Origin of the sequence: Marininema halotolerans (assembly GCF_900116235.1) — a bacterium.
GTDB classification, from domain to species: Bacteria; Bacillota; Bacilli; order Thermoactinomycetales; family DSM-45169; genus Marininema; species Marininema halotolerans.
The window spans coordinates 15,884-28,637 of sequence record NZ_FPAA01000002.1 but is presented as its reverse complement, the minus strand read 5'-3'; the positions used below and the strand labels follow the sequence as shown (position 1 = coordinate 28,637).

The window sequence follows — 12,754 nt, the reverse complement described above, 5'->3', positions numbered from 1 at the left end:
AATGTCTCCTGAAACCAGTTATCGACACCGTCGTAGTGTAGAGCGTTCAGAGTTTATCCGTACATGGAGAACCGTGATTGATTGGGTTGTGGCCCTTTACTTGCTTATCCCGGGCTTGTTGATTGCGGGTCAACAATATCTCTCATGGTGGGAGTATCCGCCTCCATGGTTTGCGAACATTCCGCCCGGGTTATTCTTCCTTGGATTTTATCTCTTTGTGAAGAGTAGTCATCTTCGGCTACGAATTAGAGAAGCGGATCAACTATTTCTTGTTCAAAAGCGGTCATGGATGAGGGGATTGATCCGTTGTGCAATGATCGATAAAGGCGCAAAGGAATTATGGGTCGTTGGTCTTTTTATGGTGGGAGTTTCCCCGCTCTTGATCCATGAATATCATCTGTCTACCTTCCTGATGATCGCCTTATTCATCTATGGTTGGCTGACCCGTATGAGTATTGCGCTGGGACGAAACATGATTTTTACCCGGATGACTGGCTGGAGGCAACACATTAATGCCTTCATATATTTGCTTATCAGTGGGATGGGATTTGTTGTGGTAGGGGTGGTGGGATTGAGAAACCCACTCTTACTTGGGATAGCCTTTATCGCCATGTTAGGTATGCTATGTCTACAAATAAAGCAACGGTTGGATCAGTGGGGCACCTTTCTACAAGATTGTAAATTGGATCAGATCCTACGCTTTAAATGGATCGGGCTTTTATTAGGTATAAGCGGGGTGCAACCATCTACACCCTTAGGATGGGTACGTAAAAATCCGTGGGTATTTCCGCAATCCGGATTTTTTTTCCCGCAAAAGACGGGCATGGACATATTAACGGGGAACGTATTAAAGGCGTTACTACGGAATCGACAACGAATGATTGAGTACGGCCAATTCATGGGCTTTGGGATGGTGGCACTTGGAAAGTCACCCGTTTGGTTAGGGTGGTGTGTATGGGTGGTATCTGCGATCCTCTTAACATTGTGGGGACGGCTGTTTTGGGTCGCTGTACAAAAAAATCCCTTCTTTGCGACGTGGATTGTCGATACACCCATCTTCTATCGAGGGTATACGAGAGTGCTTTTTTGCATTCAATTTCTGGGTTTTCTCCCGCTCTCGATCTTCTTTGGTGCCTTTCGCTATGGGTGGATAGGTGCCTTTATTTTGCCAATGGTAGGAGCAGGAGTGGGATGGTTTGTTGCAAGCACGGTGACAGCTGCTAAGCCACTAGCGGTTCCAATAAAACAGGCAAGGAAGGAAATGACCCACTGAGGGTCTTCCTTGGCAAAATTTCTTTCTGAGATAAAAAATTGGTTCATGGGAAATCGTCTACTACATAGTTATGGTAATGGACAACCGAGTACGCCTAAGGAGGATGCCCATGACTGAGTCGAGTGTTATTGCTCCCCCAGTATTGCCCAAGATCGGAGATCCAGCTCCGTTATTTACGGCAAAATCAACGATGGGAGAAGTTAGACTGTCTGATTATCGTGGAAAGTGGATTGTCTTTTTTTCGCACCCTGCGGATTTCACGCCGGTATGTACAACCGAATTTATTTCCTTTTCACGCAGTTATGAGGAGTTTAAACGACGAAATACCGAGTTGATTGGTCTATCGGTGGATAGTCTCCCTGCACACCTTGCGTGGCTGAATAACATTCGGGAAAAGATGGGGGTAGAGGTTCCCTTTCCCCTTATAGCGGATTTAACCACAGCGATTGCGACGCAATATGGTATGATCCATCCGGGTGCGGATGAAACAGCGACGGTACGTTGTGTATTTGTGATTGATCCAAAACAAACCATTCGTGCTGTGGTCTATTATCCACTCAATGTAGGGCGAAATATCGCTGAAATCCTGCGCTTATTGGATGCTTTACAAACAGCCGATGGAAATGCTGTGGCTCTTCCAGCAGACTGGCGACCGGGTGAAAAAGTAGTCGAGCCCGCACCTCAGAATATGAATGACGTCAAACAACGGTTACAGGGAGATCTTCGTGGAACGGATTGGTATTTAAAACGTAAAAAATTAGAGTTGAAACGATAGTCCACAATACAAAGAAAGCCCCAATTGGGGCTTTCTTTGTATTGTGGAGTCGTTAGTTTGTGTAATTGGCCCCATTGTAAAGCTGGCGCCACAGAATGAAAGGGGTAAACATGCCAGGCGCATTTAGCTGTTTACTAGGAATCGAGCGATATTGACGAGGGGTGCACATCTGTTTATAGATATATCTATCATCCCAGCCAAATGTTTCAATCTGCCAGCAGTTAGTAGCAAAGACAATCAGCGATATCTTCGCCCAGTAGGCTGCACTTAGACACATCGGACAGGGCTCGGAACTGCTATATAGGATGCAGCCGTTAAGGTTTGGTGAATGAAACCGTTTGCCGGTTCTTCGAATCACTTCAATTTCAGCGTGTGCAGTCGGATCATGTTTTGGGAGGACCTGGTTACGCCCTGTACTGACAATTTGCCCATCTTTTACTATTAGCGCACCGAAAGGACCTCCGCCTTGGCCCTGTAATACGTTTTCGATGGCTATTTGTATAGAAAGTTGTAGAAAATAGTGATGGTTATACAATCGATGACCTCCCATCAGTCGATGCAGTTTTCGAGGTGGAATTGAATTTTCAACAGTGTTGTTATGACGATTATTTTTTTGTAAGTTTGGACAGGGTCGATATATCCTAGGCAGCAAGTGGTTTCAATGTAATAAAAAGTATTCAGTAACGAAAGACTTCATACGGATTACGAACTTTTTCTCAATGAGTTTTTATGGGTGTAGGCAGATGGATGCAATGACTTGGTCATTGGGCACAAAAAAACTTCCTTCTTAAATGGATATTTAAGAAGGAAGTTTTTTTAATAAATGAAGTCTAGCAGAGGCTAGTACTATGTTTAGCCGAGCGTTTTTTTGTACGGTTTTTTTGCCGTTTCTCATATAAGTGGTAAATCACAAAGTAGGAAGCAATCCCTAAGATGAGACCGAAGATGGTCATGCCAATTAAAATGTGAAGGCCACTGTGGAGAATATTATACAGAATATGAAAATCACCAGTGAAAATGGATGCCATTTCAGAAAGAGAGTATTCTTGCACGTTATTGCCACTGGTTTGTACAGGACTTATCCATCCTCCAATAATTTTGGCAAAGGGCAAGAGAAGGATCGGGAGGAAAGAAAGTTTTCCGATAATATTGCCAATAATCGATGCCGGGAGAGAGGCGCGTGATAAGCGTACAATCGGATAAAAGATTAGATAGATCAAGGAAGCTGTACATAAAACGATCATTTCTAAGCCAAACCCGATTGCGAAGCCCCGTGCTACTTTTTTCGCTCCTCCTGGAGAACGGAAAAGCCGGATAAAGTGATAACGAAAAGTACGCTTCAGGCGTTGAGAGAAAGAGTGTTTTTTATTTGGACGCATCACAGGCAACATTCCGTTTCACTGTGGGGTAAGTTCGACAACTTCGTCCTATCTATTTTACCAGAGAGACAGGGTTCGTCAAAAGTCAAAACTGCCGGAGAATATCCGATGAAAGAATTCTCAATCGCTTTCTCTTTAATCGATTACCATTAAATGTTTGTAAAGATAAAAAATAGTTCATTGATGCATAATTATTAAAATCTAGCTTGTTGGATGAGGTGTATCTCATGAGTTGTTTTTGACGATAACACTTGTCAAGTTTTGTCGATTGAAAGCGGTTTTTTTGTTTTTGTGACTGGTAAACCCTCAAAGGTAGAACTTTGTGTCATTTTATCTTGACATATAAAAGAATCCAAGTGTAGCCTATTTATAAACTGGATACAAGAAAATATTACATATGAAGAGTGGTGGATATGACTACGATCCAAGAGGTTGCTAAACGGGCACGAGTATCAGTTGCTACTGTATCACGTATTCTTAACGAGACTGGATATGTTCAATCGACCATAAAAGCTCGTGTACGACGCATTATAAAAGAAATGGATTATCATCCCGATATCCCCCGCTATGATTATTCAAATACAGCGACGATTGCGATGATCCTTCCTGATATCAGCAATCCTTTCTTTGCTGAATTAGCAAGAGCGGTCGAGGATAAAGCGAGAGAAAATAATTACGCTGTTATTTTATGTAATTCGGATGATTTCGGATATAGAGAAAAGACCTATATTCATCTTCTACACAAACGAGAGGTTGCAGGGATTATCTTTGTCTCTCGAACGCTTGGCGAACGAGAGATGAATTTGATGGAAGAACAGGGGCTGCCTTTTGTTCTTCTTGATCGAACACCGCGCATTGGGGATACATCGGTAATTCGTTCAAATAATGTAGGCGGTGCACGAATAGCCGTTCAGCACCTCCTCGAGGAGGGCTGTCAGCGGGTTGCTCATATCGCAGGCCCCGCTGAGTTGATACCTGCTGTGGAGCGAAAACGAGGGTACCTCGAAGTTGTAGAATCGCTTCCATGGTTTCATCCTAATTGGATTGTACCAGGAGGGTTTTCGGTAGCCGGTGGCATGAAGGCGACTCAAATATTGCTGGAACGATTTCCTGATATGGATGGGATTTTTGCGGGCAATGATCTGATGGCAGTGGGTGCACTTAAAGCATTGCACCGAGCGGGTGTGGATGTCCCCTGTCAAGTGTCATTATGTGGATTTGATGGCATCTCCGTAACGGCACTCACTGAACCGGAGTTAACCACCATCGCACAACCCATTGAAGAAATCGGAAAAGCAGCAGTCTCTCAGTTGATTCGTCAGATTAATGGGGAAGAAATGGAGCCGGCAACAGGAGATTGGGAGGTTACGTTATTGAAACGGGCATCGACGAGGAGGAGTCAACGTTGACGAAGGCTCCAGTGTCTATAGTCGTTGTGGGTAGTTTAAACATGGACATCGTTGTGCGTGCGCCAAAGCAGCCTCGAATGGGAGAGACGATTCAAGGAGATGAGGTGCATATGGTTCCTGGAGGTAAAGGGGCCAATCAAGCGGTTGCTTCCGCCCGCTTGGGAGCAAAGACCACGATGATTGGGGCAATTGGGGACGATTCCTTTGGTGAAACACTACAAGGGACATTGACAAAGGAAGGGATCGACACGAAAGTGCAGACTTTCCCTGAGACCTCTACTGGCGTCGCTACGGTTCTTTTAGCGGAAGGGGATAATGCGATCGTCGTCATTTCTGGAGCCAATGCATTGTTAGGAGCAAAGGAAGTGGAGCAGGAGAGAGCGTTGATTGAAGCGGCAGATGTTCTGCTACTTCAATTAGAAATTCCATTAGAATCGGTATGTTTGGCGGCGAAGATAGCAAAGGAAGCAGGTACGAGGGTCATTCTCAACCCTGCCCCTGCGAAGAAACTGCCACCCGAATTATTCAAGCATGTCGACCTTCTTACTCCCAATGAAACGGAACTTCAGTGGCTGAGTGGGTGTTCATTGGATGAGGTGGGGATCGAAGCAGCGATGAAAAAGCTGTTGCAGATGGGAGTGGGGAGTGTTGTAGCCACCCTGGGCGCACGCGGGGCGGCGATTTTGGAACCGGACAGTCCCGTGATGTACCTGCCAAGCAATCCAGTGAAGAATGTGGTGGACACGACAGGTGCGGGGGATGCCTTTAATGCTGGATTAGCTTGTGCATTAGGCGAAGGGAAGTCCTTAGTGGAAGCGGTGGACTTTGCTGGAAAAACCTCTGCCATTGCCATCACACGTTTAGGGGCCCAAGCGGGTATGCCCTTCCGTTCAGAGGTAGATGGGAGAGGTTCCCAGGGGTAAGGTGGGATGTGAATGACTCTGTTACAGATGTCGGGGATTGAAAAGTCCTTTGCCCATGTTCAGGTTCTTAAACAGGTTCGGTTTACGTTGGAAGCGGGGGAAATTCATGCCCTACTTGGCGAAAATGGAGCAGGGAAATCGACGCTGATCAAGATTTTAAGTGGGGGTTTTCCCGCCGATCAGGGGAAGATTTTGATCGACGATAAAGAGGTGACCTTCCAATCCCCGCGTGCAGCGATGAAAGCGGGGATTGGTGTGATCCATCAAGAGTTGCATCTTGTCCCGCAACTGAGTATCTGTGAAAATCTCTTTCTTGGTCGTGAACATTCCTTTGGATTTGGATGGATTCGTTGGCGAAAAATGAAGGAGGAAGCGCGCCATTGGCTAAAGAAAGTCGGACTGAATAAAGACCCATTTTGTAAGGTCGGTGGGTTATCAGTCGGACAACAACAGCTGGTGGAGATTGCAAAAGCGCTTTCTTTACAAGCGAAGATTCTCATTTTAGATGAACCCACCGCTGCACTGACGCCCTTAGAGGTCCGCTCTCTTTTTGCAACGCTACGGGCATTACGTGGGAAAGGGGTAGGGATGATTTATATTTCCCATCGATTAGAAGAGGTACAAGAATTAAGTGATCGCATCACGGTATTACGTAATGGGGAGATCATCGCTACACATCCTACCCACGAAATTGCTTTGGATCACGTTGTGCAAATGATGGTAGGGAGAGATCTAGCTGAACGGTTTCCGCAAAAGACGGCGGTGAAGACACCCGTTGATCGCTTGCGTGTGAAAGGGTTAACGCAGACCGGAGTGGTGGAAGGGGTTTCCTTTCATATTCAAGCCGGGGAAGTGCTTGGATTAGCAGGGCTGATTGGAGCCGGTAGGACCGAGCTGGCTAATTTGCTTTTTGGTGTGAGTAAGCGGGATGCAGGCGAGATTTGGTTGGATGGAAAGCCGGCCACATTTCGTCATCCGCGTGAGGCTGTTCGTCTAGGAATGGCCTATGTTACAGAAGACCGAAAGGGTAAAGGATTGGTTCTTACTCAATCCGTAAAAGAGAACCTATCCCTTGTGGCAATGAACGCCTTTACAACCATGGGTGTGATTACAAAGAAGTTGGAAGAAGAGCAAGCGACTACGTTAAGTAAACAACTAGGGATCAGGGCGACTAGCCTGGATCAACCAGCTGCTTTTCTATCGGGTGGAAATCAACAGAAAGTAGCCATTGGGAAATGGTTGGTTCAACCGCCAAAGGTACTTATTTTAGATGAGCCGACACGTGGCGTTGACATTGGGGCAAAACAAGAAATCTATCAATTAATGAATCAGTTGTCAGCACAAGGGGTTGCGATTTTGCTTATTTCCTCGGATTTACCAGAAGTACTCGGAATGAGTGATCGGGTGATGGTGATGCGTAAAGGGAAGCAAGTCGCTACGTTTACGCAAAAAGAGGCTACTGAACAGAGGGTACTAGAAGCTGCAGCTGGAGGAGGTGGCCTGCTTGCGGAGGGAATTGAACGTGCGGAACATGCACGTTAGTGGGCTGCAAAAATTGGGTCCGATGGCGGGGTTACTTCTCATGGTAATCCTACTGGCCATCATTAGCCAAGATTTTCTGAGTATAACGAATATTTTCAACATTTTTCGACAAATTTCGATTAATGCTTTGCTAGCCTTTGGAATGACCTTGGTGATCTTGACCGGTGGGATTGATTTATCTGTCGGTTCGATATTGGCGCTTGCAGGGGTTTTAACTGCCAGTATGGTAGGCATGGGACTCCCCCCTTGGTTAGCCATTCTGCTTGGCATTTGTACAGGTGCTCTGATGGGTTCCATCAATGGGTTGTTTATCGCCATCGGTAGGGTGGCTCCATTTATTGTTACATTAGCCACCCTGTCATTGTATCGGGGATTAACATTGGTCTATACCGATGGACGACCGCTTCTGAGCGATAATCCAGACTTTGTCATCTTAGGACAAGGGTATTTATTCGAAGTGCCTGTTCCTGTGATTTGGATGCTTGTTCTCTTCTTTTTATTGAGTTTCCTTTTAAAGAATACCCCCTTTGGCCGCCATATTTATGCGTTAGGGGGCAATGAAGAAGCGGCTTTGCTCTCAGGTGTTCGTACAACGCGGGTGAAAATCATGGCATATACCCTATGTGGTGCTTTTGCTTCCTTGGCAGGGATCATTCTAACAGCGCGATTGAGTTCTGCCCAACCCACGATGGGTTCAGGGTATGAGTTGTCTGCAATCGCTGCGGTTGTCCTCGGGGGGACAAGCTTAGCTGGAGGAAAGGGGTGGATTACGGGTACGTTGATTGGTGCAATGATTATCGGTGTACTGGACAATGGGTTAAATCTATTAAATGTATCGACCTTTTACCAGCAAGTCGTAAAAGGAGCTGTGATTTTACTGGCTGTATTAGTGGATCGCTCTGAGAAATCGTAGATTGAGAGATTGCCTGATTTTCAGGCGACAAGATTCCCACCCGTCCGGATTGAACGGAACTTATTAGGAGGCGGATATGATGAGAAGACAAGGGATTCTTTTAATAGTTGCCATGCTTTTGTTTAGCATGGTCGTCGGTTGTTCGACGAAATCAGCACTCGAAACGAAGGAAGACGATCACCCATTAAAAGTAGGGTTGTCCTTATCCACATTAAACAATCCATTCTTTGTCAGCCTACGGGATGGAGCAAAAAAAGAAGCGAAACAGAAGGGGATCGAGTTAGTCGTCGCGGATGCCCAGGATGATACGGCAAAGCAGGCAAGTGATGTAGAGGATCTGATTCAAAAGAAAGTGGATATCCTATTAATTAACCCAACAGATAGTAAGGCGGTTGCCGCTGCGATCCAATCAGCAAATCAAGCGAAGATTCCTGTGATTACCGTTGATCGGGCTGCAGAGGGTGGGAAAACCCTCTCACATATTGCCTCCGATAACGTTGAGGGTGGAAAGATGGCTGGAGATTATCTACTGAGTCAGATTGAGGACAAAGGCAAGGTAATTGAGCTTGAAGGGATTCCTGGTACCACTGCTGCTCGGGATCGCGGAGAGGGCTTTCATGAAGCCCTTCAGGATCATGATGGGGTGAAAATTGTCGCTTCCCAACCGGCTAATTTTGATCGAGCGAAGGGTCTAACTGTCATGGAAAACTTGTTGCAAAGAGAAAAAGGTGTAAAGGCAGTATTCGCTCATAATGATGAAATGGCCTTAGGTGCGTTAGAGGCGATTCGTGCATCGAAGAAGGATATGATCGTTGTGGGATTTGACGCGACGGCGGATGCTGTCAAAGCCGTACAAAAGGGAACGCTGTCAGCAACGATTGCCCAAAAGCCAGAAGTGATTGGGAAAAAGGCCATTGATGTCTCTTCACTTGCTGCAAAAGGCAAGAAGGTAGATAAGTTTTATCCGGTTCCGCTAAAGTTAGTTACAAAAGAACAATGATAAAAGGAAATAAAAAAACCGATCAGATTTTGATCGGTTTTTTTACGCTTATGTAGGCGAGAGGTTTACTTGGGGACAGCTTTAATGTGTCCTTCGGATTCACTTGTCGCACGGTGAAGGCGCTCTTTTAATTGTCGTGTTTCATTGAGGCTATGCCAGTCGTTAAACAAATTTCGCATCATTTTTTCTACGCGAGGAGCATGTTTTTCGCCGACGATTTCATGAAAGCGATCCTCCATTGCATCGAGGATTTTTTCCTCACGAGAGCCCAGGCTCATCATTAATAATTCACGTTCACTTTGGGAAAATTCTAATGGTTTGGATCCCATCATGATCCACCTCCTCAAAAAAAGATTCGTTGTAGTCAGTGTACATGAAATATTTCAATTGCGGAACCCGATGAATCTCGTTTTGATCAGAAAAAATGTTATTTTACTATTCCTATTGGTTAAGTTGGTATATTGCTATCTGATCGTGGCTTCGATATGATGGAGAATAATAAAGCAGGAAGGGGTGGCGTGGATGGCACAGGCTACTTTTGGAGCTGGTTGTTTTTGGGGAGTGGAAGAACTATTCCGCAACATCGAGGGAGTTACAGCCACGGCGGTTGGGTATATGGGTGGACAAAAGGAGAATCCTACCTATCAAGAGGTTTGTACCGATGAGACGGGACATGCTGAAGTCGTTGACCTCGAATTTGATCCAACGCAGGTTTCCTATGATCAGTTACTGGATATCTTCTGGGAAAATCACAATCCGACAACACTCAATCGGCAAGGCCCTGATATGGGAAGCCAATATCGCTCCGCGATCTTCTACCACACACCGGAACAAAGGGAAATCGCTGAAAAGTCAAAGCGAGAGTTGAATGCTTCGGGACGGTGGAAAGATCCGGTGGTAACCGTCATTGAAGAGGCGAAAACCTTTTACCGCGGAGAAGAGTATCACCAACGCTATCTACAGAAGCGGGGCCAGTCTTCTTGTCAGATATGAAGTCAAAGCAATCCCCGCTTCACTGGATGAAACGGGGATTGCTTTTTTATTAGACAATGGCAAGTGGACGAATGGTTAATAGTGAGAGGGCGATAAAGAAGACATTGAATAGGGCAACTATCCACGGGAATGCACCAAATCCAGAAATTTTCCCCGATAGACCGGGTATGCCCATACTTTCTCTCCTCCTTAAATCAAGGCATCCTTCCTTGTAAGGTATGGAAAAGTCTTTACATGGGTGCAATGGTTAGGAAGAATGTGCACGTTAATTAACGGGTAATAGGGATGAAGGACAACCATTATGGAATGGATATACGATGGATGTAGCGATCCATTCTGAACACGATATTTACAGTTGGTACCCCTTCGGGGTATGCTGTAGGGGAAAGGGTTCAAATGGCAATAGGAGGTTATAGTGACCATGCATAAGGTAATTATTTTAGGCACCGGCCCTGCTGGTTTGACGGCAGCAATCTATCTTGCCCGTGCCAACATGGCTCCGGTTGTAATTGAAGGACCTGAACCGGGTGGCCAATTGACAACAACAACGGATGTCGAAAATTTTCCGGGATTTCCAGACGGAATTATGGGACCGGAATTGATGGATAACATGCGAAAGCAAGCGGAACGTTTTGGTGCAGAATTTAAACGCGGTTGGGTTACCGAAGTGGATCTTTCAAAGCGGCCCTTTACCCTTTCGGTGGATAGCCTAGGTGAGGTAAAGACGGAGGCCCTTGTGATCTCTACTGGGGCATCTGCAAAGCTATTAGGAATTCCTGGTGAGAAAGAGAACATGGGTCAAGGTGTTTCCACCTGTGCAACGTGCGATGGATTCTTCTACCGCGGTAAAAAGATTGCCATCGTAGGGGGTGGAGATTCTGCGATGGAAGAGGCGACTTTCCTGACGAAATTTGCCTCAGAAGTGACAGTTGTTCACCGCCGTGAGGAACTGCGTGCTTCTAAGATTATGCAGGATCGTGCCCGGGAAAATGACAAGATTAAATGGGCCTTGAATCGCTCCCCAGTTGAAGTCGTGAAAAAGGAAGAGGGCGGCGTTAAAGGACTGAAAGTGAAAAATAGCCAAACGGACGAAGAAGAGCTCATTGAAGTGGATGGCATCTTCGTTGCGATTGGTCATCACCCCAATACGAAGTTTTTAGACGGTCAATTAAACACCGATGAACTGGGTTACATTGATGTCGAGCCTGGAACGACGAAAACCAGTATTGAGGGAGTATTTGCTTGTGGGGATGTACAGGATCATACCTACCGGCAAGCAATTACAGCAGCTGGAACAGGTTGTATGGCTGCGATGGATACAGAGAAGTTTCTAGAAGGTTCTGCGACCATTGATTGGAGCCAAAACCTTTAAACGCTCAGAACTTAGGCTGTCGAGATGTTCTCGACAGCCTATTTTTATTGCTGTCAATCAGCCCCCAATCAGAATCCCTTTCGCCGATTACTTTCCACGTGAGCACGTGTGTATGAGACAAGAACGCGAAGGGAAATTCGGTTTCTCCACACGCTGATGACAGGAAGCTGGTACCTTTAATATAGCCTATGCATCGGACGACATGTCTGTGGAGGCGGAGGCCAATCCATTGGTCCAGTTGGTCGAGTTGGTGCAGGTGGTATGGGAAGTGGAGGCGGTGGTGGAAGACGATTCAACCGATCCATCCAGTATGAAGGGAAAACAAGAGTAAGAGGGGAAAAACGAGATGTAAGCCGTCGTATGTATCTAAATGATTACATTGATTGGAATCAAATCGATGAATCGGGGCGAACAAATGCCCAACGTGCCAAAGAAGGGCGTGCGCACCTCTTAGAAAAGATGGTAAACCAATTAATTTACATCATTTTACTCAAAGGGAACCAGGATCTATGGTGGAATTGGAAGCATCGGTGCATGGGAAATTCTACAAGCCTCTGCATGGTTTAGTTGAAAAGGGAGGTAGTTTTAGGAACAGTCCTATACTAAAACCTCAGTATGATTACTTTCGAAGGCAATACTGGAAATGGAGATATAAACAACTGAATTTAAAATAATTTTTTGGTGGTGGGATCAGTAATGAGCAAACAGGAAATGATTGTACAGATGATGAGAGATTATGCTGTAAAGGGTGAGGACTATTTCGACCCAATGCCCGAGAGTAAATTAAAAGAAGCGGAAGCGTTGCTAGAGGTTAATTTTCCAGATAGTTACAAATGGTATATTCAGAACTATGGTCATGGAGGCCTTGAGGGGGTAGAGATCTTAGGGATCGCCCAAATTGCCATGCCTGTTGTAGAGACAACTATTGATTACAGACAATACGGATTGCCTCAACAGTATATTGTAATTGAGGATTGTGGCGAATATGTGTACTGTTTGGATACATCACGAATGGAAAATGAGGAGTGCCCTATAATAAACTGGGCAATATGGGAACCTATCCCTATCGATGAATTTGATGATTTTTATAGTTTTTTGATAGATAGGTTTCAAGGAACAATTGATAATATGGATGACGATGACGAGTTGTAATTACTATAAATGAATCCCTTCTA

Annotated in this window: 15 protein-coding genes; 11 read left to right on the top strand and 4 right to left on the bottom strand. The window is 45.4% G+C overall.

Annotated features, from left to right (window positions below; all coding sequences use genetic code 11):
* Nucleotide 1 precedes the first annotated feature (1 nt).
* Together CHX35_RS02745 and CHX35_RS02740 are read left to right on the top strand one after the other, a co-directional pair.
* Nucleotides 2-1,273 (top strand): ABC transporter permease, encoded by a 1,272-nt coding sequence (locus CHX35_RS02745; protein WP_091833566.1) that lies wholly within the window; start codon nt 2-4, stop codon nt 1,271-1,273.
* A gap of 109 nt (nt 1,274-1,382) precedes the next feature.
* Nucleotides 1,383-2,048 (top strand): peroxiredoxin, encoded by a 666-nt coding sequence (locus CHX35_RS02740; RefSeq protein ID WP_091833563.1) that lies wholly within the window; start codon nt 1,383-1,385, stop codon nt 2,046-2,048.
* Between the two features lie 52 nt (nt 2,049-2,100).
* On the opposite strand, the gene CHX35_RS02735 is transcribed toward CHX35_RS02740, so the two are convergent.
* Both CHX35_RS02735 and CHX35_RS02730 read right to left on the bottom strand, forming a co-directional pair.
* Entirely contained in the window at nt 2,101-2,598 is a 498-nt protein-coding gene (locus CHX35_RS02735; RefSeq protein ID WP_091833560.1) for a nucleoside deaminase, read from the bottom strand.
* 280 nt (nt 2,599-2,878) lie between these two features.
* Nucleotides 2,879-3,427, bottom strand: coding sequence for a DUF2062 domain-containing protein (locus CHX35_RS02730; RefSeq protein ID WP_091833557.1), 549 nt, complete (start codon nt 3,425-3,427; stop codon nt 2,879-2,881).
* A gap of 413 nt (nt 3,428-3,840) precedes the next feature.
* Here CHX35_RS02730 and CHX35_RS02725 point away from each other — a divergent pair, with 413 nt between their 5' ends.
* The 5 genes from CHX35_RS02725 to rbsB all read left to right on the top strand — a co-directional run bounded on the left by CHX35_RS02725 (nt 3,841) and on the right by rbsB (nt 9,214).
* A complete protein-coding gene (locus tag CHX35_RS02725; RefSeq protein WP_091833554.1) occupies nt 3,841-4,836 on the top strand; it encodes a LacI family DNA-binding transcriptional regulator in 996 nt (331 codons plus the stop codon).
* Nucleotides 4,833-5,759 (top strand): ribokinase, encoded by a 927-nt coding sequence (rbsK, locus tag CHX35_RS02720; RefSeq protein ID WP_091833551.1) that lies wholly within the window; start codon nt 4,833-4,835, stop codon nt 5,757-5,759. Before CHX35_RS02725 ends, rbsK begins: the two co-directional genes overlap by 4 nt.
* Before the next feature lie 12 nt (nt 5,760-5,771).
* Entirely contained in the window at nt 5,772-7,301 is a 1,530-nt protein-coding gene (locus CHX35_RS02715) for a sugar ABC transporter ATP-binding protein (protein WP_091833548.1), read from the top strand.
* Nucleotides 7,291-8,214: an ABC transporter permease gene (locus tag CHX35_RS02710; RefSeq protein WP_091834435.1), complete on the top strand. Its 924-nt coding sequence runs from the start codon at nt 7,291-7,293 to the stop codon at nt 8,212-8,214. The genes CHX35_RS02715 and CHX35_RS02710 overlap by 11 nt, the downstream gene beginning before the upstream one ends.
* Nucleotides 8,215-8,293: 79 nt before the next feature.
* Complete coding sequence (gene rbsB / locus CHX35_RS02705; protein ID WP_091833545.1) at nt 8,294-9,214, top strand: ribose ABC transporter substrate-binding protein RbsB; 921 nt, start codon at nt 8,294-8,296, stop codon at nt 9,212-9,214.
* A 65-nt stretch (nt 9,215-9,279) separates the two neighbouring features.
* Here the strand turns inward: rbsB and CHX35_RS02700 are convergent, their stop codons facing one another.
* Nucleotides 9,280-9,543 (bottom strand): hypothetical protein, encoded by a 264-nt coding sequence (locus CHX35_RS02700; protein WP_140413530.1) that lies wholly within the window; start codon nt 9,541-9,543, stop codon nt 9,280-9,282.
* A gap of 193 nt (nt 9,544-9,736) precedes the next feature.
* On the opposite strand from CHX35_RS02700, the gene msrA reads away from it, so the two are divergent.
* Complete coding sequence (gene msrA / locus CHX35_RS02695) at nt 9,737-10,207, top strand: peptide-methionine (S)-S-oxide reductase MsrA (RefSeq protein WP_091833539.1); 471 nt, start codon at nt 9,737-9,739, stop codon at nt 10,205-10,207.
* A gap of 49 nt (nt 10,208-10,256) precedes the next feature.
* Here the strand turns inward: msrA and CHX35_RS17950 are convergent, their stop codons facing one another.
* A complete protein-coding gene (locus CHX35_RS17950; RefSeq protein WP_281252041.1) occupies nt 10,257-10,382 on the bottom strand; it encodes a hypothetical protein in 126 nt (41 codons plus the stop codon).
* A gap of 246 nt (nt 10,383-10,628) precedes the next feature.
* Here CHX35_RS17950 and trxB point away from each other — a divergent pair, with 246 nt between their 5' ends.
* The 3 genes from trxB (at nt 10,629) to CHX35_RS02680 (ending at nt 12,731) form a co-directional block, all read left to right on the top strand.
* Nucleotides 10,629-11,579, top strand: a complete 951-nt coding sequence (gene trxB, locus CHX35_RS02690; RefSeq protein WP_091833536.1) for a thioredoxin-disulfide reductase — start codon at nt 10,629-10,631, stop codon at nt 11,577-11,579.
* A 401-nt stretch (nt 11,580-11,980) separates the two neighbouring features.
* A complete protein-coding gene (locus CHX35_RS17785) occupies nt 11,981-12,253 on the top strand; it encodes an HNH/ENDO VII family nuclease (protein ID WP_342743098.1) in 273 nt (90 codons plus the stop codon).
* A 22-nt stretch (nt 12,254-12,275) separates the two neighbouring features.
* Nucleotides 12,276-12,731: an SMI1/KNR4 family protein gene (locus CHX35_RS02680; protein ID WP_091833533.1), complete on the top strand. Its 456-nt coding sequence runs from the start codon at nt 12,276-12,278 to the stop codon at nt 12,729-12,731.
* Nucleotides 12,732-12,754 lie beyond the last annotated feature (23 nt).